21 protein-coding genes are annotated in these 24,123 nt (G+C 60.6%); 13 read left to right on the top strand and 8 right to left on the bottom strand.

Annotation, left to right across the window (positions count from 1 at the left end; all coding sequences use genetic code 11):
• Positions 1–8 precede the first annotated feature (8 nt).
• A complete protein-coding gene (locus tag K1W69_RS01275; protein ID WP_220226520.1) occupies positions 9–1,418 on the bottom strand; it encodes an FAD-binding oxidoreductase in 1,410 nt (469 codons plus the stop codon).
• 110 nt (positions 1,419–1,528) lie between these two features.
• Between K1W69_RS01275 and K1W69_RS01270 the strand changes: the two genes are divergently transcribed.
• From K1W69_RS01270 to K1W69_RS01255, 4 genes are all read left to right on the top strand, one after another.
• Positions 1,529–2,008, top strand: a complete 480-nt coding sequence (locus tag K1W69_RS01270; RefSeq protein WP_220226519.1) for a thioesterase family protein — start codon at positions 1,529–1,531, stop codon at positions 2,006–2,008.
• 10 nt (positions 2,009–2,018) lie between these two features.
• A complete protein-coding gene (locus tag K1W69_RS01265; RefSeq protein ID WP_220226518.1) occupies positions 2,019–3,650 on the top strand; it encodes a chloride channel protein in 1,632 nt (543 codons plus the stop codon).
• A 17-nt stretch (positions 3,651–3,667) separates the two neighbouring features.
• The gene (locus tag K1W69_RS01260) at positions 3,668–4,846 is read left to right on the top strand and encodes a winged helix-turn-helix domain-containing protein (RefSeq protein WP_220226517.1); all 1,179 of its coding nucleotides are present in this window, start codon (positions 3,668–3,670) and stop codon (positions 4,844–4,846) included.
• Between the two features lie 84 nt (positions 4,847–4,930).
• Positions 4,931–5,983 carry a phosphotransferase gene (locus K1W69_RS01255; protein WP_220226516.1) on the top strand — a complete coding sequence of 351 codons (1,053 nt, stop codon included), beginning with the start codon at positions 4,931–4,933 and terminating at the stop codon, positions 5,981–5,983.
• A 42-nt stretch (positions 5,984–6,025) separates the two neighbouring features.
• Here K1W69_RS01255 and K1W69_RS01250 read toward each other — a convergent pair whose 3' ends face one another.
• The 4 genes from K1W69_RS01250 to K1W69_RS01235 form a co-directional block, all read right to left on the bottom strand.
• A complete protein-coding gene (locus K1W69_RS01250) occupies positions 6,026–7,474 on the bottom strand; it encodes an MFS transporter (RefSeq protein WP_258570765.1) in 1,449 nt (482 codons plus the stop codon).
• 227 nt (positions 7,475–7,701) lie between these two features.
• On the bottom strand, positions 7,702–8,163 hold the full coding sequence (locus K1W69_RS01245; RefSeq protein WP_220226514.1) for a MarR family winged helix-turn-helix transcriptional regulator: 462 nt from the start codon (positions 8,161–8,163) through the stop codon (positions 7,702–7,704).
• Positions 8,160–9,320 carry an Acg family FMN-binding oxidoreductase gene (locus K1W69_RS01240; RefSeq protein ID WP_220226513.1) on the bottom strand — a complete coding sequence of 387 codons (1,161 nt, stop codon included), beginning with the start codon at positions 9,318–9,320 and terminating at the stop codon, positions 8,160–8,162. Before K1W69_RS01240 ends, K1W69_RS01245 begins: the two co-directional genes overlap by 4 nt.
• Positions 9,321–9,413: 93 nt before the next feature.
• On the bottom strand, positions 9,414–10,301 hold the full coding sequence (locus K1W69_RS01235) for an AEC family transporter (protein ID WP_258570764.1): 888 nt from the start codon (positions 10,299–10,301) through the stop codon (positions 9,414–9,416).
• Between the two features lie 152 nt (positions 10,302–10,453).
• Here K1W69_RS01235 and K1W69_RS01230 point away from each other — a divergent pair, with 152 nt between their 5' ends.
• From K1W69_RS01230 to K1W69_RS01200, 7 genes are all read left to right on the top strand, one after another.
• Entirely contained in the window at positions 10,454–12,925 is a 2,472-nt protein-coding gene (locus K1W69_RS01230) for an ATP-dependent helicase (RefSeq protein ID WP_220227796.1), read from the top strand.
• Between the two features lie 173 nt (positions 12,926–13,098).
• On the top strand, positions 13,099–15,078 hold the full coding sequence (locus tag K1W69_RS01225) for a bifunctional 2',3'-cyclic-nucleotide 2'-phosphodiesterase/3'-nucleotidase (protein ID WP_220226512.1): 1,980 nt from the start codon (positions 13,099–13,101) through the stop codon (positions 15,076–15,078).
• A gap of 115 nt (positions 15,079–15,193) precedes the next feature.
• Positions 15,194–16,963, top strand: a complete 1,770-nt coding sequence (gene ggt / locus K1W69_RS01220; RefSeq protein WP_220226511.1) for a gamma-glutamyltransferase — start codon at positions 15,194–15,196, stop codon at positions 16,961–16,963.
• Between the two features lie 40 nt (positions 16,964–17,003).
• Entirely contained in the window at positions 17,004–17,162 is a 159-nt protein-coding gene (locus K1W69_RS01215) for a hypothetical protein (protein WP_220226510.1), read from the top strand.
• Between the two features lie 105 nt (positions 17,163–17,267).
• Positions 17,268–17,867: an SCO family protein gene (locus tag K1W69_RS01210; protein ID WP_220226509.1), complete on the top strand. Its 600-nt coding sequence runs from the start codon at positions 17,268–17,270 to the stop codon at positions 17,865–17,867.
• Positions 17,868–17,947: 80 nt separating this feature from the next.
• Positions 17,948–19,747 (top strand): cation:proton antiporter, encoded by a 1,800-nt coding sequence (locus K1W69_RS01205; protein ID WP_220226508.1) that lies wholly within the window; start codon positions 17,948–17,950, stop codon positions 19,745–19,747.
• A complete protein-coding gene (locus tag K1W69_RS01200; protein ID WP_220226507.1) occupies positions 19,744–20,628 on the top strand; it encodes a 50S ribosomal protein L11 methyltransferase in 885 nt (294 codons plus the stop codon). Before K1W69_RS01205 ends, K1W69_RS01200 begins: the two co-directional genes overlap by 4 nt.
• A gap of 5 nt (positions 20,629–20,633) precedes the next feature.
• Here K1W69_RS01200 and K1W69_RS01195 read toward each other — a convergent pair whose 3' ends face one another.
• The gene (locus tag K1W69_RS01195) at positions 20,634–20,807 is read right to left on the bottom strand and encodes a hypothetical protein (protein WP_220226506.1); all 174 of its coding nucleotides are present in this window, start codon (positions 20,805–20,807) and stop codon (positions 20,634–20,636) included.
• 182 nt (positions 20,808–20,989) lie between these two features.
• Between K1W69_RS01195 and K1W69_RS01190 the strand changes: the two genes are divergently transcribed.
• Entirely contained in the window at positions 20,990–22,834 is a 1,845-nt protein-coding gene (locus K1W69_RS01190; protein WP_220226505.1) for an aminopeptidase P family protein, read from the top strand.
• Positions 22,831–23,058 (top strand): hypothetical protein, encoded by a 228-nt coding sequence (locus K1W69_RS01185; RefSeq protein ID WP_220226504.1) that lies wholly within the window; start codon positions 22,831–22,833, stop codon positions 23,056–23,058. The genes K1W69_RS01190 and K1W69_RS01185 overlap by 4 nt, the downstream gene beginning before the upstream one ends.
• A gap of 1 nt (position 23,059) precedes the next feature.
• Here the strand turns inward: K1W69_RS01185 and K1W69_RS01180 are convergent, their stop codons facing one another.
• Both K1W69_RS01180 and K1W69_RS01175 read right to left on the bottom strand, forming a co-directional pair.
• The gene (locus K1W69_RS01180; RefSeq protein ID WP_220226503.1) at positions 23,060–23,368 is read right to left on the bottom strand and encodes an AzlD family protein; all 309 of its coding nucleotides are present in this window, start codon (positions 23,366–23,368) and stop codon (positions 23,060–23,062) included.
• Entirely contained in the window at positions 23,368–24,096 is a 729-nt protein-coding gene (locus K1W69_RS01175) for an AzlC family ABC transporter permease (RefSeq protein WP_220226502.1), read from the bottom strand. The genes K1W69_RS01180 and K1W69_RS01175 overlap by 1 nt, the downstream gene beginning before the upstream one ends.
• Positions 24,097–24,123: the final 27 nt, after the last annotated feature.

Below are 24,123 nucleotides of genomic sequence, written 5' to 3'. Positions count from 1 at the left end.
ATTCTCATTCAGATAGAGAATATTTTGCCTGGGTTCATGATATTGTCCGGATCGAGGACCCGCTTGATGGCGCGCATGACGTCCAGGCTCTCTCCGGCTTCGGTGCGCAGCGACGTCTGCTTGCCCTGCCCGACGCCATGTTCGCCCGTACACGTGCCTTCCATCGACAGCGCCCGTTCGTTCAGCCGCGCGACGAACGCCTCGCCCTGTCTGACTTCTTCGGGATCGTTGGGGTCGATCATCACCATGGTGTGAAAATTGCCGTCGCCGACATGGCCGGCGATCGGCGCAAGCAGCCCGGACTCCTCGATATCGCGGTGCGTTTCATGGATGCATTCGGTCAGGCGGGAAATCGGCACACAGACATCGGTCGTGATGTTGGTGCAGCCCGGACGCATGGCCATGCCGGCGAAATAGGCGTTGTGCCGCGCCTTCCACAGGCGATTGCGTTCTTCCGGTTCGCTGGCCCAGAGAAACTCGCCGGCGTCGAATTCCGTCGCGATCTCGCCAAACGTCACGGCTTGCTCCTCGGCGAATGCGTCCGTTCCGTGGAACTCCAGAAAAAGCAGCGGCATTTCCGGGTAGTCGAGCCCCCCATAGGCGTTCACGCCCCTGACCATGGCCGTATCCAGTAATTCGATACGAGCCACCGGCAATCCCATCTGGATGGTCATGATAACGGCGTTGACCGCGTTGTCGATCGACGGGAACGGACAGACCCCGGCGGTAATCTTCTGCGGGATGCCGTAAAGCCTGAGCGCAATGGACGTGATGATCCCGAGCGTGCCTTCCGATCCGACAAAGAGCCGCGTCAGGTCGTAGCCGGCGGACGACTTGCGGGCGCGCGTTCCCGTATGGATCTCCTTGCCGTCGGCGGTCACCACGGTCAGAGCCAGGACGTTTTCGCGCATTGTCCCGTAGCGCACCGCATTTGTGCCTGACGCACGCGTCGAGGCCATGCCGCCAATCGAGGCATTTGCGCCCGGATCGATCGGAAAGAACAGGCCAGTGTCGCGCAAATAGGTGTTGAGCTCCTCACGCGTCACCCCCGGCTCGACGACACAGTCCAGATCCTCGGTATTGACCTTCAGAATCCGGTTCATGCGCGACGTGTCGACGCTGATCCCGCCATTCGGCGCGTTGAGATGGCCTTCGAGCGAGGTGCCGGCTCCGAAGGGTATGATCGGCACGCGATGTTCGGAGCAAATGCGCACGATCTCGGAAATTTCGCCGGCTGTCTCGGGAAAAGCGACCCCGTCCGGCAATTGACCCGGAATATAGGTGGTGGTGTGGGTGTGCTGGGCGCGAAAGGCTTCACCCGTTTGAAAGCTTTCGCCGAAACGCTGCTTGAGTATCCCCAGAACCACTGCAATGCCCGTTTCGTTACGCAAGCCGGCGCCCGCATCCGCCAGTACCATCCTGTACCTCCCTAATGCCGTTTCCCGCAGGATGCCCCTTGTGGCGCCTGCTTCAACGAGTAAAGTATTTCGGGCGTATCAATATGGCGAAACGGGGAGCGGAACAACAGGTGAAAACGAACGCGCCATTCCTCGCGCCGCCGGCCGAAATAAAGGCAGACTGGATCGACTACAACGGCCATCTCAACATGGCCTATTACAATGTTCTCTTCGACGATGGCGCGGACAAGGCCTTTGGCGAATTCGGCATGACGGCGGACTATGTGCGGGAAAACGGGTTGAGCTTCTACGTTGCCGAACTCCATGTGTGCTATTTGCGGGAAGTCCATCAGGGCGACAGCGTCCGTGTCAGCTTTCGTGTTCTCGACCTCGACGCCAAACGCATGCACGCCTATCAGGAACTGATACACCCCGACGGCTGGGTGTCGGCGACATCGGAAGTGCTCTATCTGCATATCGACGCCTCCGGACCGAAGGTCGCCCCTATCCCAGCCGACATGTACAACGCTATCGACGATATGCGCCGGCTTCAGTCGAGCCTGCCCTGGCCCGAAAGAGCCGGACGAAGCATCGCGATCAACAGGAAATAGCGACAGCGCGATGTTACCCGAATATATCCGATCTCTGCCACGGCAGATCCGGCTCTGGGTGACGCCGAATATCCGGTCGTTCATTGACGAAAAACAGCCACGTCTGTGGCTGCTTTCGCTCGCCGGCGGGCTTGCGGTGACGATCGCCGCCATCATTTTTCGTGAGCTGATCGGCTTCGTCCAGCTCGCCTGGCTTCACGACAGCAGCGAGAAGGTCATTTCCGCCGCCCGCAAGGTCCCGTGGTACATGATCGTCTTCGCGCCGGCGGCAGGCGGTCTTGTCGTCGGCCAGATGCTGCGGTTTCTGCCGCAACGGCGAACCTTGGCGGTGGCGGACGTGATCGAGGCGCGGGCCGTCTCAGGCAAGCGCCTGGGCTTTCGGGAAGGCATCTATTCGGCGGTGATCTCCGCCATATCCCTCGGTTCCGGCGCGAGCGCCGGGCGCGAAGGGCCCATCATTCATCTGGGCGCAACGCTTTCGGCCGCGATCGCCCGCAACAGCAAGATGCCGTCCTGGTGCGATCGCACATTGCTTGGCTGCGGCGTCGCGGCGGCCATATCGGCGAGCTTCAACGCGCCAATCGCCGGCGTTCTTTTCGCTCACGAGGTTATCCTCGGCCACTATTCGCTGCGCTCCTTCGTGCCCATCGTCATTTCCTCCAGCGTCGCCGCCATCGTGTCGCGCAACTGGTTCGGCGAAGTGGTCACTTTCACCGTTCCCCACTACACGGTCGTCTCGTACTGGGAATTTCCGGGGTTCGCGCTTCTCGGTATCATCTCGGCCATCGTGGCGATTTCGTTTCAGTTTTCCCTCTTCTCAACCGATTTCCTCGCACGCAAGGTCACAATGCCGCTGTGGCTGCGCCCGGTGGTCGGCGGCCTGATGGTCGGCTGCATCGGTTATTTCCTGCCGCAGGTACTGGGCGTCGGGTATGAAGCTACTGACGAAGCGCTCTGGGGGCGCCTCTCGCTGGCGATGTTACTGATCCTGATCGTCGCCAAGACGGCTGCGACCTCCATTACGCTTGCCTCTCGTTTCGGCGGCGGCATCTTCTCGCCCTCCCTTTATCTCGGCGCCATGACCGGCGGCGCCTACGGTATTATCGCCGCATCCGCCTTTCCCGGCCTGGCGTCCAGTCCCGCCCTTTATTCATTCCTCGGCATGGGGGCGGTTGTCGGCGCCGTTCTCGGCGCGCCGATATCGACCACGCTGATCGTCTTCGAATTGACCGGCGGCTACGAATTGTCCATAGCGCTGCTTCTAACCGTGGCGATCGCGCACGGCATCAACCAGGCGATCCACGGCCATTCCTATTTCAATTGGCAACTGGAAATGCGCGGCATCTTCGTGCAGGCGGGTCCCCAGCATATTGTGGTCAGCAATGTGAAGGTCATGGATTTCATGACGCCGGTGAACCCTGACGACGAGCCTGTCGAATATGACGATGAACGCGGCATGGCGCTGAAACCGACCGATACGCTCGACAAGGCCTTGCGATCTTTCGACATCGGAGGCTCGTCACGCCTGCCGGTGGTTGACGAAAAGGAGGGAACACACATCATTGCGTGGGCGACTCACGTCAAGGCGCTTGCCTATTTCAACAAGCGCCTGATCGACGTCGCCAAAGAAGAGCATCTCTAACAACGTTTTGTGCCCCAATGCCACTGAGGATTTCCAATCGCGACGCACGCCGGCTCTGGCTATCCGCGCAAGGTCTCGCCGCCACGCCGACCGGCCCGCTCGACCTGATGGGGACGATCCATTCGCTCGGCTTCGTGCAACTCGACACGATCCGCAATGTGACCCGCGCCCATCACCACATCCTGTGGAGCCGCAACCAGAACTACCGCGAACCCATGCTTGGAAAGCTGCTGGCCAGGGATCGGCTGATCTTCGAACATTACACGCACGACGCATCCGTCATACCGGTGGAATTCTACCCGATGTGGCGTCGCCAGTTCGACAGAATGCGCGAGCGGCTTCATCGATCGAATTATTACGGCCCGGCCCTGGACGCCGCCGAGCAGAAGATCATCCGCGACAGGATCGAGAATGAAGGACCGTTGTCGACCCACGCCTTTGACACGAAAATCGAGGGCGCGCGGGAAATGTGGGCGCGCCCGCCGCACAAGAAGACACTCGATTATCTGTGGTATGTTGGTGATCTCTCCACGTCGCATCGTGAAAATTTCATCAAATATTATGATCTCACGCAACGGGTGATCCCGGACGACCTGCGCACCCGTGAGATTGCGCATGACCGCCAGGTGGACTGGCTTTGCGACGCCGCCCTCGCACGCCTGACATTCGCAAGTCCCGGCGAGGTGCAGCGTTTCTGGGAAGCAACGACGCCGGCGGAAGTCCGTCAGTGGATCGAACGGCGAAACGGCGCGCTTGTCGAGGTCGAGATACAGACGGCGGACAGGCAGTGGGTCAAGGCGCTTGCCGGTCCCGATATCGAGCGCAAACTTGAAGAGGCGCCGGAGCCGACGAGCCGACTGCGCATTATCAACCCCTTCGATCCCGCGATCCGGGACCGCACGCGAACGGAGCGCCTCTTCGGCTTCGACTACCGGATCGAAATCTTCGTGCCGGCGGAAAAACGGCTCTGGGGATATTACGTCTACCCGCTGCTGGAGGGCGACCGTTTCGTCGGCCGCATCGAAATCAAGGCGGATCGCAACGCCGGCTTTATCTGCGCGACGCGCTTTTGGCCGGAGCCGCGCGTCCAATGGAGCGCGCAGCGCCGCAACCGTCTCGAAGCCGAGCTATATCGGCTTGCGCGCCTGATAGGCGTTGCAGAGGTGCGCTACGGCGACGACTTCGCCAGGGATTGACCGGACGCTCAGGACAAGAGGCAAGTAAACGCACAGTATTGCGCGGCGCCGGCCGATCGCATAACAGAGCGTAACGAGGACACCATGTCAGAATTCGTCTCCGACACAGTATTCAAACGCGACGTCTTTTCCGAGACGCGCGCCGGCCATTTCAGCGATCGCCCCGACGAGCGGGTCGCCCGGCGCATCGTGTCGGCTTCGCCGCTCTGGTCGCGGCCGCTCGCCTGGTTCCTCGCCAATCGCGAAATCAGGGCTCTGAAGGCCGTCGAGGGCATCGCCGGCACGCCGCAACTGATCGAGGTCGATCGCGACGGCATTTTCCGCTCCTGGACGGAAGGCACGCCGCTGCATCTTGCGCGGCCGGACAATGCGACCTGGTATCGCGACGCCGCCCGTCTGCTGCGCGATCTGCGCCGCCGCGGAATCACCCATAATGATCTCGCCAAGCCGCAGAACTGGCTGATGCTGCCGGACGGCAAGGCCGCGGTGATCGATTTCCAGCTCGCCTCCTGTCACCGAAGGAAGGGCCGGTTCTATCGCACGCTCGCCTATGAGGACCTCAGGCATCTCATCAAGCAGAAACGGTCTTTCGCGCCGCATCTGATGACGGCGACGGAAAAGCGGATCCTGGCGCGCAAGTCGCTGCCTTCGCGCATCTGGATGGCGACCGGCAAGAAGGTCTACAACCTGATCACTCGCGGCCTGTTTTCCTGGTCGGACGGCGAGGGAACCGGCGACCGCATCGAGCGCGAAGGGCCGGCGATCAATAAGGTGTTGCGCGCCGATCCGGCCATTCGTGACGTGGCGCTGAGCCTCTATCCCCTGCCCCGCAAGGGCGTCGGCATCTACGCATTCGTCGAGACCGACGAAAAGGAAATCGACCTGCCGGAGTATAATGCGCGCATTCGCAAGCAGAACCGGGACGCGAACCTCGACATGGCGCAGCCCGTCAAGGCTCTGCCCCGACGTCCTGACGGCAGCGTTCGCGACGACATATTGCGATTGATCGCGATGAACCAGATGACGGAGCTCGACGATCTCTTGAGCCGCGAACCCGACATCGCCGCCGATGTTCGCAAGGTCATGGCTGAGCGGCTAAACTGGACGGATCGGCGCATCAGCCGACTGGAAGGCTGAAACGCCGCAAATCTCGCGACGTAGACCAGAATTCGGTTCTGCTCAGAGAGCCTGCGGATCCGACGTTTGCTCAAGCTCCTTCAGGTCGACTTCCTCCAAATTGATCCCCGCGGTCTCGATCCGGTAGAGCCATGTGACGACGGCGCCGAGCAACGACGTGACGACCAGAACGGAAAGAAGCGCTTCCCTGCCGACCGAGGCGAGAAATATCGGGAACACAAAGGCCGTCGACATCGCTCCGAGTTTGCCGATGGACGCGGCCAGACCTGCGCCAACCGCGCGATGTTCGGTCGGGAACACCTCGCCGGCGATCAGGTAGGTTTGCGAGTTCGGCCCGAGATTCGTCATGAAATTGAAGAGCATGAGGCCACACAGGACCACGATCATTTCATTATTGGCGCCGAAGCTGGGCGCCATCACGCCGATAAAAAGGCCGATTGCGGCGCCGATGAACCCGAAAATCTGCAGTTTGATCCGGCCGACCCTGTCGGACAGCAATATCGCCAGCAAGACGCCGACGACCAGCATCCAGTCCACCAGCGCCGCTCCCTGTGCGGCCTGAATATCGTCGGCCACGACATGGGCGATCGAGCCTTTGTGTTGTGTCGTTGTCTTGTCAAACAGACCGGACAAGACCAGCGGCGTGAAAATGCCGACGCCAAAGGTGCTGATATCCTGCAGAAACCATGGCACCGACGCCAAAATTGTGGCGCGTCTTGTTTCCTTGTTTCTTATAAGCTCACGAAACGAAGCAAATGTGGATCCGGTCACCGGCTTTCCGTCATGTTCAGACAGGCTGATGTCGGTCGGATAGACCGGCTCGCGTTTGAGGAGCCTGGAGAGAGACAAGCGCGCGTGCTCGACATTTCCCGACTTGACCAGCCATTGGGCGCTTTCGACAACAAAAAAGCGGGCAACCAGAATGGCGAACGCCGGCAAGATCGCGACGGCGTACATCCATCGCCAGGCGCTGAGATCCTCAAAGACGGTCAACACCCCGAGACTGATGCCGATGCCCGAAAATGCTCCGACGGCCTGAAAACTGAAGGCGCCCAGCACCATGCGACCGCGATGGCGCGAGGGAATACTTTCAGAAATGATGAGATGGGCTGTCGGATAATCGCATCCCAGAGCAACGCCGATTCCGAACAGGGCCAGCAGCAGAACGATCAGATTGGGGGCCAGCGAAACGACCACCAGAAACAGGGTCAGGACCACCATCTCTATGAGGAACATGCGTTTGCGGCCGTACCGGTCGGCCAGTCCGCCGAGCGCGGTTGCTCCTACAAACAGTCCAAACAAGGTCACGGAACTCACCAGCCCGTACCCGACCGCGTCGAGATCGAACCTCTTGGCCAAAAGCGGCAGAGCAACGCCGGTCATGAAAATGATCAGACCGCCAAAAAACTTTCCGGCGGAAGCCAGCCACCAGATCCGCCATTGCATGGCGGTCATCTGGGCAGACCCGACGGGCGTGCCGTCGGCCCACAAGGGCGTTTCTTCTATGTATTGCTGAACTGTTTTCGATTTTTCACTAGAGGTTTTTGAAATATCTGAAGAATTATCGGTATTCATCGGACTGTATCGACATACAATTACAAGCTTTTGCTAATAGATACGCCCAATATTACAAATATGTGAAGCTTTTATATCGATCCGCGGCGCAACGACACGGCGCACAGTTTAACATGAACTCGAACAAATGCCCGGATACCGGTTCATGGACGATGGGCGTCCAGATACTGGCGTATTTTCTCCAGCAGCGGCAACGCATCGATCATGTCGGGCGCGGAAACGCTTTTGGCGAGATCCAGCAATTGCGGCGCGATCGCCGCCACGGCGTTGTCGCGCGCTTCAAGCCCCGCTTCCGTCAGACGCACGCGCTTGCTTCGCCGGTCACGGCTGTCCGGCGTCACCGCGACAAACCCGCGTTGCTCCAGCCTCGCGATCGTGTTGGTCATGGCGCCTTTTGTGACCTGCATGGCGCGAGCGATCTCGACGAGGCTGGGTTCGCCGCCGAGCCGCGCCAGGTGATTGAGCACGGAGAAATGCGCCATCTTGAGTTCGTGAGGCAGAACGCGCTCAATCGCGTGGCCGGAGAGTTGGGCGATGATGCCGATTTCGTTGAAAAAGCGGAATAGAGCGGGTCCCGTCTCCGGTGGGTCGGCAGTATTCGTCATACGTCTTCTATCCGGCTTTCATATGGCCATCGCGGCGAAGGCTCGATCGACGGACCATAGCCCAGCCGGACGAACATTTGCAGCGTGGCGCCGTCGTCGATCGCCAGTTTTTTGCGAATTGCGGCGTAATGGTCCGCCATTTCCGGATATTCCTGAAGCGCCTGCGAAAAGGGCTGCAGCGCCAATCCCTCTCCGGTCGCCGCCAGATGGAGACGGATATAGTCGCGTCCTGCGGCGAGCTGATCGCGACGCGTATTGCCAGCAGTCGACGTCCAGGCGAACGCCATGGCGGTGTCGAAAGGCGCCTTGAGCATGGGCAATCCCTGGCGAAAAGTCATCGAGTCGACATCGGCAAGGACTTCCCGGTTGATCATCCCGGTCGCCGAAAGCAACTCCATCATCGGACCTTCAAGCACAATACCGTCCGGATTATGGTCGATCTGCTGCGAACCGATGCGCATGACGTCGATGCTCTCCTGATAGGTGCGCGGCGTGTAAAGCTCCATCTCCATGGCTGACCAGGAGAAATCCCGCAGGTCGGCGACACGACTGTCATCATTGGTGTATCCGACATCGGAGTATCGCACGCTTTGCGTCAGCCGCTCCAGAATGTCTTCGGGGACCGGTTTTTCAGTGTCGAAGGCTTCCCGATTGGTGCGCCGGGCAAGCACATGCTCGAAAAGTGGATCGGACGCCAATGCGTCATCCTTGCTGAAGACGAAACGCGCCACGGGCCGCCGATCGAGCTCGGGCAGCGGTTCGCCTTCCGGAAATGGCGACACATCGACACTGTAGCCGGCCGCGCGCGCAGCCATGACCAACAGCTCCGAAAAGCAGCCGAGCCCGATGACAATCTGCCGGTCGTGAGGGTCTGTATGCGGAAGTTTGCGCTCGGGATCGCAATATAGAAGGACAGTGGATGGTTCGGAAAGGTCGGCGATCCACGGCTGCATGTTGTGCGGATTGGGCGCGAGAATGGCATAGGAAAGCGCCAAATGTCGGATGTCCCTCGCCCGCTCGCCTTTCGGCGCCTCGGCCGCCTGCGACCAGGGCTGTCTGGCCGTCGCGGGCTTCCGGCTCGCGATCCAGGCCGTTCCGGCTGCGGCGAGGACGACGCCGCCGCCCGCCAGCTTCAGAAAATTGCGTCTCGTCTTCATCACCGTCTCCATTATAGTTTAGCGATATACTATATAGTATAACGTTAAACTAATTTCAATGGCTTGCTGTGCCCACCGGTTCCAGCGGTGCGTTCACACCCACACGGTGAGCGTGACAGTCAGCACCAAGACGGTGAGCAGGGTCGAAACAAGAATGAAGCTGGCCACCGCTCCCGCATGTTCGGGAACGTACCGCTCGACGAAGAGGTAGGTGGCAACGGACACCGGCATCAGGGTTCCTATGACAAACGCGCCTTTCTGCACGCCGGTGAAGCCGAACAGCCACACGACGCCGGCGGCGACGGCCGCCGCCATTGCGACGTGAATCAGGCTGAGCGCCAGTCCGAGCCATAGCGTGCTGAATTTCAACGTCGCAAGCGTGTAGCCAAGCGTCAGAAGCATCAGGGGAATGGTCATGCCGCCAAGAATGTCGAACGCCTGGCCGACCGCTTTCGGCAGTTCGTAGTGGGTCGACATCAGGACGAGCGTGAGGATGACCGAATAGATGATCGGGGACGTGAGCAGGTCCCGCAACGAAAACCGGCCCATCGGGATCCACATGCCGACGGTGAAGATGCCAATCACGACCACGACGACATAGGCCATGGTGAACGACATGCCCGCGCCGCCAAGGGCGAGCAGTGATATGGGAAGCCCGACATTGCCGACATTATTGAGCATCATCGGAGACAGGAAAGCGCGAACCGGCAGGCGCATGAACTTCAAAACGACGAAACCGATAACGCCGAAACAAATGACCGCCAGCGCCGCGGCCAGCATGAAATCGAGAAATTCAGCGACATTCACATGCCGTTTGCTCAGATGCGAGATGATGAGCGTCGGATAGCCGACATTGGTCACCAGACCGCTGATCGTGTTCTTGTCGAACGGGATTTTCGCAAGCGCAAGCCCGTAGCCAATCGCAGCGCAGACAAGCACCGGCAGGATGACGTTGGTGATGTTCAGAAACAGTTCCGCCATGCCGCGTTCCCCCCGGGCCGCCCGTTGTTCATCCCGTCATCGGCGTCAATATTTAAACAAAACGGGAAAATAACAACTGTATAGCGGCTGGATTTGTTGTGTCGCTGACAAGTTTTCTGGCCTTTCAGGGCCGAATCACTACATTGGGGACGATGAGCGATCCGGAAGACGACATACCCTTTTTCGGCGAAGAACAGGCAAAACCGTCCGGCGACGCGCCGACAGGCCTGGCCGCGCGCGCCATGGCTGCTCGCAACCGCGTCAACTCTCCGCCCGGCTACCTGGAAGGACTGAACGCGGAACAGCGGCGCGCCGTCGAAACGCTCGACGGCCCGGTTCTGGTTCTGGCCGGCGCGGGAACAGGCAAGACGCGCGTTCTGACGACCCGCATCGCCCATATTCTCGCCTCCGCAAAGGCCTATCCGAGCCAGATTCTCGCCGTCACCTTCACAAACAAGGCCGCGCGCGAGATGAAGCAGCGCATCGGCGTTCTGGTCGGCGGCGCGGTGGAAGGCATGCCCTGGCTCGGGACGTTTCACTCCATCGGCGTGCGGCTGCTGCGCCGCCACGCCGAACTCGTCGGTCTGCGCTCCGATTTCTCGATCCTCGACACCGACGACCAGATCCGGCTCCTGAAGCAACTGATCCAGGCCGAAGGGCTGGACGACAAGCGCTGGCCGGCGCGCCAGTTCGCCATGATGATCGACGGCTGGAAGAACAAGGGCTACGGACCCGCCGACATTCCCGAAGGCGACGCGCGCGCCTTCGCCAACGGTCGCGGCCGCGACCTTTTTGAAGCCTACCAGAACAGGCTGAAGACCCTGAACGCCTGCGACTTCGGCGATCTTTTGTGCCATCCGATCCGCATTTTTCGCGCGCATCCGGACGTGCTGAAAGAATACCACGCGAAATTCCGCTACATCCTGGTCGACGAGTACCAGGACACCAACACCGCCCAATATATGTGGCTCAGGCTGATCGCGCAGGGCTCGCACAATGTGTGCTGCGTCGGCGACGACGACCAGTCGATCTATGGCTGGCGCGGCGCGGATGTCGACAACATCCTGCGCTTCGAGAAGGATTTTCCGGGCGCCGTCGTCATACGCCTGGAGCGCAATTATCGCTCGACGCCGCATATTCTGGGCGCCGCCTCGCATCTGATATCCCACAATGAAGGACGGCTCGGCAAAACCCTCTTCACCGACCTCACTCACGAGGACGAGACGAAGGTCATGGTCCATGCCGCCTGGGATTCGGAAGAAGAGGCGCGGGCCATCGGCGAAGAGATCGAGCAGCTTCAGCGTCAGGATCACAAGCTCAACGACATGGCGATCCTGGTGCGCGCCTCGTTCCAGATGCGGGAATTCGAGGACCGCTTCGTGACGCTTGGCCTCAACTACCGGGTCGTCGGCGGGCCGCGCTTTTACGAGCGGCTCGAGATCCGCGACGCGATGGCCTATTTCCGCGTCGTCAGCCAGTCGGCGGACGATCTCGCCTTCGAGCGCATCGTCAACACGCCGAAACGCGGCCTCGGCGACGCCGCGATTCGCCAGATCCACGACTATGCGCGCGCACGCGACATCCCGATGCTGCAGGCGGCGGCCGACCTCGTCATGACCGAGGAAATGAAGCCGCGGCCGCGCAAGTCGCTGACTGACGTGGTCGAGAATTTCCGCCGGTGGTCACAGCTTCTCGAAAACACCCCGCATACGGAGCTCGCCGAGACCATTCTCGAAGAGAGCGGCTACACCGCCATGTGGCAGAACGACCGATCCGCGGAAGCGCCGGGCCGTCTCGACAACCTCAAGGAACTGATCCGCTCCATGGACGAATTCGAATCCATGCGCGGCTTCCTCGAACATGTCAGCCTTGTGATGGACGCCGAGCAGAACGAGGATCTCGACGCGGTTTCGTTGATGACCCTGCATTCCGCCAAGGGACTGGAGTTTGAAACCGTGTTCCTGCCGGGTTGGGAGGAAGGGCTGTTTCCGCATCAGCGCGCGCTGGACGAAGGCGGCCGGTCGGGTCTCGAAGAAGAGCGCCGCCTCGCCTATGTCGGGCTGACGCGCGCAAAGTGCAACTGCCACATCTGGTTCGTTTCGAACCGCCGCATCCACGGCCTGTGGCAATCGACGATCCCGTCGCGGTTCCTGGACGAGCTTCCGTCCGACCATGTCGACGTCGCGGAGCCGGAAACATCCTATGGCGGTTATGGCGCGGCCTCCGCCGGCGGCGGATACGGCGCCTCGCGTTTCGACCAGGCGGACCCGTTTACGCGCAGCTACGACACGCCCGGCTGGCGGCGCGCGCAGGTCAACAGCAACGAGGCGACACGCCGCAACTGGGGCTCCAGATCAGGCCACGCGGTAGAGCATGTGGGCTATGGCGAGGCCGATTCCGGCTACGGAGCGGGGCGTGGGTCTGTCAAGCCGAAGACGATCGAGGGCGAACTCGTTGCGCGGTCGGTCGCCGACACGCCGTCCGGCTTTTCGCCTGGCGACCGCGTGTTTCACATGAAGTTCGGCAACGGAAACATTGCGTCCATAGACGGCAACAAGCTGACGATCGATTTCGACAAGGCCGGCCAGAAACGCGTTCTCGACAATTACGTCGAGAAGGTGTGATCCGGAGCAGCCGTCCACAACCAGTGCGATTTTTCTGCGAATTCAACGCGGCTGTCATATTAATGCAGCCATTCTGGACGCATGTGGCATTCGGCAGTAATCTGTCGGCCTCTAACACAAGTATCGCGGCGGTTTCGGGACAGAAGCGGGAATTGCCGGACGGGAGAATCACCATGATCAAACGCCCAGAATTTCTGATAAACAGACGCACTTTCCTCAGGGGCACGGCCGCCGCCGGTTCGCTTGCCCTCCTGCACCCGTTCTCGGTTCATGCGGCCGACAACCAGGCCCATTTGCGCCTGATGGAAACGACCGACCTGCATGTTCACGTCTACCCTTACGACTACTACGGCGACCGCCCGTCGGATTCGGTTGGCCTGTCGCGCACCGCGACGCTGATCAAGAAGTTCCGCGACGAAGCGACCAACTCCATGCTGATCGACAATGGCGACTTCCTCCAGGGCAACCCGATGGGCGACTACATCGCCTACGAGCGCGGCATGAAGGAAGGCGACATGCATCCGATCATCCAGGCGATGAACACGCTCGGATTTGAAGCATCGACGCTCGGCAACCACGAATTCAACTACGGCCTGGACTTCCTGTTCAAGACGCTCAACGGCGCCAATTTCCCGGTCGTGTCCGCCAACGTAACGAAGGGCATGCTCGCCTCCAATGCGCGCGACGACGAGCTCTTCCTGAAACCCTACGTGATCCTTGAAAAGACCATCACCGACGGCGCCGGCAATGAACATCCGATCAAGATCGGCCTCATCGGTTTCGTGCCGCCGCAGATCATGAACTGGGATCGCCGCCACCTCGAAGGCAACGCCAATACGCGCGACATCGTCCAGGCCGCAGCAGCCTGGGTTCCGGAAATGAAGGAAGCAGGCGCAGATATCGTCATCGCCCTGTCGCACTCCGGCATCGACGCCTCGAGCCAGACCGACGGCATGGAGAACGCGTCGCTGCATCTTGCCGGCGTGGACGGCATTGACGCGCTGTTTACAGGCCATCACCACCTGGTTTTCCCCGGCCCGAAATATGAAGGCCTGGACGGCGTCGACGCCGAAAAGGGGACGCTGCAGGGCAAGCCGGCCGCCATGGGCGGCTTCTGGGGCTCCAACCTCGGCATTATCGACCTGATGCTGGAGCGCGACGGCAATGAGTGGAAGATCGCCAGCTTCACTACCAGCGCCCCTTCGATCTACGAGCGCGACGGCCGCAAGGTCGTGCCGCTGGTCGACGACCAGCAGGAAGTGCTGGACTCGGTCACGAAGGAACACGAGGCGACGCTCCAATATATCCGCCGGCCCGTCGGCAAGACATCGGCGCCGCTCCACTCCTATTTCGCCCTCGTCGCCGACGACCCGTCGGTGCAGATCGTCAGCCAGGCGCAGACCTGGTACATCGACCAGATGATGAAGGGCACGGAGTGGGAAAGCCTGCCGATTCTTTCGGCCGCAGCCCCCTTCAAGGCCGGCGGTCGCGGCGGTCCGGACTACTACACGGACGTGGCGCCGGGCGACGTCGCCATCAAGAACGTGTCGGACCTTTATCTCTATCCGAACACGGTGCGCGCCGTCGCCATCACCGGCGCGCAGGTCAAGGACTGGCTGGAGCGCTCCGCCGGCATCTTCAACCAGGTCGAGCCTGGCAAAGCCGATCAGCCGCTCATCAACAGCGGCTTCCCGTCCTACAATTTCGACGTCATCGACGGCGTGACCTACAAGATCGATCTCACGCAACCTTCTAAATACGACCCGGACGGCAAGTTGCTCGACGCGGACGCCAATCGCATCGTTGATCTCAAGTTCAATGGCGAACCGATCGATCCGGACCAGAAGTTCGTTGTGGCGACGAACAACTATCGCGCCGGCGGAGGCGGAAACTTCCCCGGCATCAACGACGACGTGGTGATCTTCATCGCGCCCGACACGAACCGCGACGTGATCGTTCGCTATATCGTCGAGAAAGGCACGATCAACCCGTCCGCCGACAGCAACTGGACCTTCGCGCCGGTCGAAGGCGCGAGCGTGATCTTCGAAACCGGGCCGAAGGCAAAGGCGTTCATGGCCGACGTCAAGGATGTCAATATCGAAGCCGCGGGAGACGGAGCCGAAGGCTTCGCCAAGTACCGCATCACGCTGTAGACCTCGGCACAGTCACCAACGATTTCGAAAGGCCGTCCTTCGGGGCGGCCTTTTTCGCTTGAAAAGGTGCAGGCATCTGTGGCCGGATGAGCGAAGCGTCACGGAGGAATCTAAAATGCCCTGGAAAGCCGCTCCATTTCTGAAGCCGATTGCCCTTTCCGCATTTCTGCTGACGGCCGGGTTTGCCGCCGCGCAGCAGGCGACGGACGCCGTGGCGCCGGAAAGCGCGACCGGAACCGCCGAACGCCAGCTGGCGACGGCGAAGGATTTCATGATCGCGACGGCGCATCCGCTCGCGAGCAAGGCGGGCTATGATGTTCTGGCGCAAGGCGGCAGCGCCATAGACGCCATGGTGACGGTTCAGCTTGTTCTCGGTCTTGTCGAGCCGCAATCATCCGGCATCGGCGGCGGCGGATTTCTCGTCTATTTTGATGCGACAAACGACCGGCTGACCACCTTCGACGGGCGCGAGACAGCCCCGCGCGACGCCACGCCAGAGCTTTTTCTGGATGAGAATGGCGAACCGCTCGGCTTCTTCGACGCGGTGGTTGGCGGGCGGTCCGTCGGGACGCCGGGCACGCTGAAGCTTATCTACGACACCCACCAGCGATACGGAAAGCTCGACTGGGCTGAACTCGTCGCGCCGGCGATCGATCTCGCCGAGAACGGGTTCGAGGTCACGCCGCGGCTGAACGCACTGCTGACCCTGGATGCGGAGCGCCTCACCACCTATCCTGGTCCCCGCGGCTATTTCTACGATGACAGGCAGCAGCCGCTTCCTGTGGGGCATATTCTCAAGAATCCCGCCTATGCGCAAACCCTGCGGATGATTGCTGAGAAGGGGCCGGACGCCTTATATCGGGGACCGCTCGCTGAGCAGATCGTCGAAACGGTGCAGACAGCGGACAACAACCCCGGCCTTCTGTCTCTGGAAGACCTCGCCGCCTATCGCATCGTGGAGAGGGAGCCGGTCTGCATGAGCTACCGCACCCACGACGTATGCGGCATGGGACCGCCCTCTTCGGGCGCGCTTACGATCGGGCAGATCCTCGGCATGCTGGAGCCGTTCGATCTCGCGTCTCTCGGGCCGGACGATCCAGAAAGCTGGCGACTGATCGGCGACGCCTCCCGCCTCGCCTTCGCCGATCGCGGCCGTTACATGGCCGATATCGACTTTGTGCCGATGCCGCTGAAGGGCCTGCTTGATCGCGCCTACCTGGACGAGCGCGCCCGATTGCTGGAGTCCGGGGCCGTCCTTGCGCCCGACGAAGTCGCCCCCGGCGAACCGCATTGGGACCACGCGCAATTGCTTGCCGATGACGAGAGCCTGGAACTGCCGTCCACCACGCATTTCTCAATTGTCGATGCGGAGGGCAACGTCGTGTCGATAACGTCGACGGTCGAGAACTATTTTGGCGCGCGCCTCATGGTCGGCGGCTTTATCCTGAACAACGAACTCACAGACTTTTCCTTCCGCACCCATCGCGACGGCGTTCCGATCGCAAACCGCGTCGAGCCGGGCAAGCGGCCGCGCTCGTCCATGGCGCCAACGATTGTCATGAAGGACGGCGAACCGGTGATGGCGATCGGCTCTCCCGGAGGCAGCCGCATCATCGGCTATGTCGCGCAGGCCCTGATCGCGCAGATCGACTGGGGCATGGACGTCCAGCAGGCGATCGCGATGCCCCACGCCGTCAACCGCTTCGGCGCATTCGACGTGGAAGAAGGCGCGCTGGCGGATAACCTTTCCGAAAAGCTGACGGGGATGGGCTACGAGGTCAAAATCCGGGAGCTGAATTCCGGCCTGCACGGCGTCGTCATCCGCGACGGCTTGCTGGAAGGCGGCGCAGATCCCCGACGCGAAGGGCTGGTGCTCGGACAATAATCCCATTGGAACCGCCACATGCTCACGCTATATTAGCCCCATGAAGACGCCACGCTCCACATTCGACCGTATTCTCATCGGCGCAATCGTCGCGCTTGTGGCGAGCGGCGCGGCGACTGTCGCCTTTGCCGGATGGTACCGGCACGGCGCAGATATCTTCATGACCTATGCGTCGACCGGCCTTTCCTGGTGTTTTTGAGTGTCAGGCGCATCCGTGTGGCAAATTATCATGGTGACGCGGGCGGCGCTGCGCTCCATATAGTCCTCCACGAAACCTGAAAACCTGCCTGAAACCGGAGCGGCCATGACGGCAATACGCATCTTCCTCCTCACCTTCGTCGTCGTGCTGGCAGGCGCATTCGGCTGGATCGCCTATCAGTGGTCGAGCAGCAACGAGGCGCTGCTGGAAAAGCCCTATGGCGTCGCATTCGACCTCGTCGATCAGCATGGCGATCGCTTCACGGACAAGGAACTCCATTCGCAGCCGACCGCGCTGTTCTTCGGCTTCACGCACTGTCCGGAAATTTGCCCCACAACCCTGTTCGAACTTGACGGCTGGCTGAAGCAGGTGGATCCGGACGGCGATGAAATTCAGTCTTATTTCGTGACGATCGATCCCGAGCGCGACCCACCGGAAATTCTCGACAGCTACGTTTCCAACGTGTCGAAGCGCATCATTGGCGTCTCCGGCGATCCCGAAAAAGTGCGGGATATGGCCAGGGGCTTCAAGGTCTATTTCAAGAAGGTTCCGACGGACGAGGACAATCCGGACGAAAACTACACGATGGACCATACAGCGAGCGTCTTCCTGCTCGACAAGGACGGCCGTTTCCGCGGCACGATTTCCTTTGGCGAGGACGGCGACACGGCCGTCAAGAAGTTGCAGAACCTGATCAGCGGATAGATCAGACTACAAGGCGGGAGTTTCCTTTGACCGCCTGATCCTCTACATCTGGGAGGCTTGCGAACCCCGGACCCTTCCCGATGCATGACCTGTCATTGAAAATCGCGCTGATCGGCACGGCCGGCATTGCCGCGCAATGGCTTGCGTGGCGTCTGCGGCTTCCCTCCATCGTCCTGCTGCTGATCGCCGGCTTTGTCGCCGGTCCAATTACCGGCTTTATCAATCCGGCGCAGGATTTCGGCGACGTCTACCAGCCCCTGGTGGGGCTCGCCGTGGCGATCATCCTGTTCGAAGGCGGTCTGACGCTCAATTTCCGGGAAATTCGCGAAACATCGACGGCCGTTCGCCGCATCATCCTGATCAGCGGACCGTTGGTCTGGATCATGTCTGTTCTGGCCGGTCACTATATCGCGGGTCTCTCATGGCCGACCGCGGCCGTGCTTGGCGCCATCCTGATCGTCACGGGACCGACCGTCATTGCGCCGTTGCTGCGACAGGCGCGGCTGTCGTCGCGCGCGGCGTCGCTTCTGCGATGGGAATCGATTGTCAACGATCCCATCGGGGCTCTGGCCGCCGTTGTGACATTTGAAGTGTTCCTGATTCTGCACGGCGGGCACGAAGCGTCGCATCTGGCCATGATGGCGCCGCTCGCGCTCATCCTCTCGGTGGGCGGCGGGTGGCTGGCCGCGCGTTTCCTGCAGTGGGCCTTCATCCGCGGCTACGTCGCCGAATTCCTGAAGGCGCCGATTCTCCTTGTCGCCGTGCTGCTCGCCTATGCCGTCACGAACCTGATCCTTGAAGAAGCCGGCCTCCTGACGGTCACGATAATGGGCGTCGCCATCGCCAACACGAGGATCGCCAGCCTGGTCGAGATCCGCCGGTTCAAGGAAACGATCACCGTCCTGCTTGTCTCTGGCGTCTTCATTCTGCTGACTGCTTCGCTGACGATGGACGACATCGCGTCGCTTGACTGGCGGGTGTTTGCCTTCGTGGCCGCGCTGCTTTTCGTTATCCGCCCGATCGCCATTTTCATTGCGACCATCGGAACCGGTCTCAGCTGGCAGGAACGCCTGCTGACAGGCTGGATCGCGCCGCGCGGCATCGTCGCGGTCGCCGTATCCGGCCTGTTCGGTTCCGCGCTCGGCTCAATGGGCGTCGAGGACGGCTCCAGAATGGTCGCGGTGACCTTCGCGGTCGTAATCCTGTCGATCATCCTCCACGGGTTTTCCCTTTCGCCTCTGGCAGGCCTTCTGGGGCTGAAATCCAGGGGCGTTCCGGGGTTGCTCATCGTAGGCGGGTCGACATGGGCGCGGAAGCTGGCCGCCCTTCTCAAGGACCTGGAAATTCCGGTATTGATTGCGGACAGGAACTGGAACCGACTGAAGGAAGCCCGGTTCGCCAATATCCCTGTCTATTTCGGGGAGATACTGTCGGAGGACGCGCATCATACGGTCCAGTTCCATGACTACTCCGCGCTGATGGCCATCTCCGACAACGACGCCTACAACACGCTGGTCTGCACGAATTTCGGGCCGGAACTCGGCCGTTCCAACGTCTTCCAGATCGCGCCTGACAATGGCGGCGCGAAGCGCAACGCCGTTACCTTTACGCTCGGCGGCCGTCCGCTGTCCGATCCGCCGCTGACCCATCACGATCTTTCCATGAAGGAACTGGAGGGGTGGGACTTCCGCGTCACAAAGCTCACCGAAGACTTCACCATCGAGGACTATCGCAAGAGCCGTTCGGATGAAAATATCGTTTTATTGTGGATCAGGTCAAACGGCCGGCTCGTGTTCGCGACAACCGCCTCCGCCGAACCGGCCGCCAATGACCGTGTGCTGAGCTATGGTCCAAAACCCCGGGGAGACACGCCAAATTGAGTCAGATCCGCCTCTTCATCCGCGGCAGCGAAAGCGACTGCAATCTCGCCATGGATCTCCTGGCCGACTGGATGGAGGAAGAAGGTCTGCCTCTCGCCACAATGGAAGTGGACGAGACACAGGACCTTTGGGAAACATCGGTCTATGTGAACGAAGCTGACGTCGACGACGTCCGCGCCGTCATGCAGGCGCGTCTGGAGAGTGAATTTCCCGATAGTGTCGTGGAAACGGAAATCCTGCCCGATGTCGACTGGGTGAGCCGCTCGCTGGAGGGCTTGAAGCCGGTGCGCGCCGGGCGTTTCGTTGTTTTCGGCTCACACGATCGCGCAACAGCGCAGCCGCACGAACTGGCGATCGAGATCGAAGCCGGCCAGGCGTTTGGAACCGGTCATCACGGAACGACAGCCGGCTGCCTGGAGATGATCGGCCGGCTTGCGAAAGCGCGCCATTTCTCCAATGCGCTGGATCTGGGGACAGGAAGCGGCGTGTTGGCCATCGCGCTTGCCAGACAGGGGCTCTGCGACATTCTCGCCACAGATATCGACCCGGTGGCGGTCGAGGTCGCCCGTCGCAACAGCAAGCTGAACGAAACGGCGTCAGCGATTGCGTTCGAAACCGCCGCAGGGTTTCATTCGGCGATTTTCGACAGGAAAGGTCCGTTCGAGCTGATCGTCGCCAACATTCTGGCGCGTCCCTTGATGAAGATGGCGCCTTCCATCGCCAGGCATTTGGCGCCCGGCGGCTCGGTCGTTCTTTCAGGGATTTTGGCGAGCCAGAGATGGAAAGTCCTGGCCGCTTTCGCTGGCCAGGGACTTTATCATCGCCATACTCTGTGGCGCGGAGGGTGGGTCACCCTGCACCTGTCCGCCAATAGAAGTTAATTTGTTCAGAACGGCAGAGCGGAGTAACCGGAGCGACGAAGCTCTTCACGGGTGTGGCCGAGGCTCTTCAGCGTTTCGTCATCCATGGTCATCAGCACGCTGTTGACATAACGGCGAGCCTGCTTTTCGCGAGCGGTTGCAATACGGTCGAATGCACTGCGGAAAAACGAACTGGACATGGGCTTATTCCTTTCAGGAATTGGTGTCGAACTGTGTTGTCCCGTATATACTCCCTGCCGCAAACGCCTGTTAGACGGGGAAACGCATGGTAGCCGTGCAAATGTTGCATATGCGAACAATTATGCTGCAGTTGCGAATAAAATAGGCAAAAACAGCCGAAACAACAGTAGAAGAGTGTTGCATGTTCCAGGAATTCGAAACCTCGGCCTCGCCGGACAAGGGAAAAGAACGGGTCGAGACGTTGCGCAGCCTGTTCGACGAGCTTGAAATCGACGCGTTTCTGGTTCCGCGGTCCGACGCATTCCAGGGCGAATACATTCCTGACTCCGAAGCGCGGCTCGCCTGGCTGACCGGCTTCACCGGCTCGGCGGGCGTCGCCCTTGTCATGCGAAAAACCGCCCATGTCTTCGTGGACGGCCGCTACCGCTCGCAGGTATCGGACCAGGTTGATACGGAGGTTTTCACGCCGGAAGACCTCGTCGAAAACCCGCCCTCCAAATGGCTGAAGATCAATGGCCATAAGGGTCTTCGCATCGGCGTGGATCCCTGGCTGCACACAATTGCCGAGATAAAGGCGCTCGAAAAGACCGCCGATGAAATCGGCGCTACGGTCGTCCGTCTGCCCGCCAACCCGGTCGATCGCATCTGGCGGGAGCGGCCGTCGCCGCCGTCCGGAAAGGTTTCGATCCAGCCGCTGGAATACGCCGGCGCGCCGCCGAAAGAGAAACTGGCCGCCATTCGCGAGACCATATCCAGGGCAAAGGCCGACGCCTGCATCCTGACCGACCCTTCCTCCGTCGCCTGGGCGTTCAACATACGCGGACAGGATGTGCCGCATACGCCGCATCCCCTCGCCTTCGCAATCATCGAAAGGGGTGATACCGCCGCGATCTTCATCGACGAAAGCAAGCTCGATCGCAAGACCAGAGCCTACCTGACCCAGCTCGCCGATATTCGCGCTCCGGCCACATTTGCGGACGCGATAGCCGATCTGGCTGCGAAGAATTGCGCCATCATGCTCGATCCGGCGCTTGCTTCATCTCAAATCGCCAGCCTGATCGCTGACGGGGGCGGCAGACTTGTCGAGCATGCCGATCCGGCGCGGCTGCCCAGAGCCATCAAGAACGACACCGAAATCAAGGGCAGTCGCGCGACGCACAAACGTGACGGCGCCGCCATGACCGCGTTTCTTTCCTGGCTCGACCGCCAACAACCCGGCTCTGTCGACGAGATCAGCGCGGTCAAGGCGCTTGAGAAGGCCCGTCGAACGACGGGCGAACGCATGCAGGCGCCGTTGAAGGACATCTCCTTCGATACGATTTCGGGCGCCGGCCCTGACGGCGCGATCATCCATTACCGGGTAACGACGGCGACGAACCGTACGCTGGAGCCTGGACAACTTTACCTTGTCGATTCCGGCGGCCAATATGTCGACGGTACGACGGACATTACCCGCACGGTTGCGATCGGCGCTGTGGGCGAGGAAGAAAAGCGCTGGTTCACCCTGGTTCTCAAGGGCATGATCTCAATCACGCTGCTCCGGTTTCCGGAAAACACCCGCGGCGTCGACATCGACGCGTTCGCGCGCATCGCCCTTTGGAAAGCAGGCGGCGACTACGCCCATGGCACCGGACACGGGGTCGGCTCCTATCTCTCGGTTCACGAAGGCCCGCAGAGTATCTCGCGCCGTGGCATGCAATCTCTTGAACCCGGCATGGTGATCTCCAACGAGCCCGGATATTACCGCGACGGCGCCTTCGGCATTCGCATCGAGAATCTGGTGCTGGTCCACGAACCGCAAGCGATCGAGGGCGGAGACAAGCCCATGCTTGGCTTTGAAACCCTCACGCTCTGCCCGATCGACCGCCGCCTAGTTCTCCCCGACCTTCTGAACAGGGACGAACTGCAATGGCTGAACGCCTATCATGCGCGGGTCCGCGAAGAACTCGCGCCGCTCATCGACAAAGACGAGGATCGCGAATGGCTGATCCGGGCGACAGAACCCATTGGCCAGAATGCGTCATGACGGAAACGGACAAATCCAGGCTCTCTTCATGCGGCAATCCCTGTATTGAAAAAGAAGACGGTGACGAAGTCGTGCAGGCGTATATCGCAGCGATGCCGCCGAAAGCCTCCAAGGTCTGCGACGCACGGTATTGGAAGATCCATGATTATGACGATTTCGACGTGGAGCAGTTAGCGGACCGGGTTCGACAGTCATTGAAACTGGCTGGTCACAAACTGACTTAGGTCAGCCGAACAGATGGCGCAGCGCAACGATGCTGACGCAGGCGGTGATCAGCATCGCTGTCATGTTGAAGCGCAGTCCGACCAGCAAAACCAGTCCCATTGCGATCGCCTCCGGCCAGCCATTGGTCAGGGCAACGGGTGCAAACAGCGTCGTCATGACGGCGGCCGGCACCGCGTCGAGGGCCGCCAGGACACGCGGCGGCACGGTTTTGAAACGCGACAGCACGACGTGGCCGCCGAACCGCGCCATATAGGTGAGAATCGCGCCTGCGATGATGATCCAGGTGATTTCGGAGGATGCTGTATCCATCACGCATCTCCCGCTTCGTAGTCCACAACCGGTTCCGGCGACGCCGGTTTGGCCATGATCGCCGCAAGCAGCACACCGGCTATTGCGCCGATACTGACATGCCAGGGCGATCCGACCGTCTTGTAGGCGATGACCGAGATCGCGCCGCTCGTCAAAACAACCGGAAGCCAGTTGCGACGTCTGCGAAACCCCATGACAAGCCCAAGGAAATAGGCAGGCAGCAGAAAATCGAGGCCGTAGGCCGTCGGATCGCCGATGAACTTTCCGAAATAGGCGCCGATCGCGGCCTCCGTCACCCAGCAACAATAGATTGGAATGGCCATGCCAAGATACCAGGCAAAGCTGATCGGCTTGCCGCGCTCGGCGCGCCGCTCGGACTCGGCGAATTGCGGATCGACCAGCAGGAAAAACGCCAGCGCCTTTTTGGCGAAACTGAAGGACTTGAGCCTTGGCCCAATCGTTGCCGAATAAAGGACATGCCGGAAATTGACGGCGAAGATGGAAAGGACAATCAGCCAGGGCGCGACGTTCGAGCCGAACAGCTCAATGCCAACCATCTGGCTGGCGCCGGCATAAATGGTCGCGCTCATCAGCACCGCCTGATAGAGGCTCATGCCGTTTTCGACAGCGAGCGCGCCAAACAAAATACCGAAGGCCACGGATCCCAGGATAATTGGAACGCAATCCTTCATGCCCTGAAGGAAATCTGCCCGGTCTGCGTCTGTCATGGATCCTCGCCTGCAACACGCCGGCGG

Origin of the sequence: Flavimaribacter sediminis (assembly GCF_019492055.1) — a bacterium.
GTDB lineage: Bacteria > Pseudomonadota > Alphaproteobacteria > Rhizobiales > Rhizobiaceae > Flavimaribacter > Flavimaribacter sediminis.
This window is presented reverse-complemented; position numbering and strand designations above follow the sequence as displayed.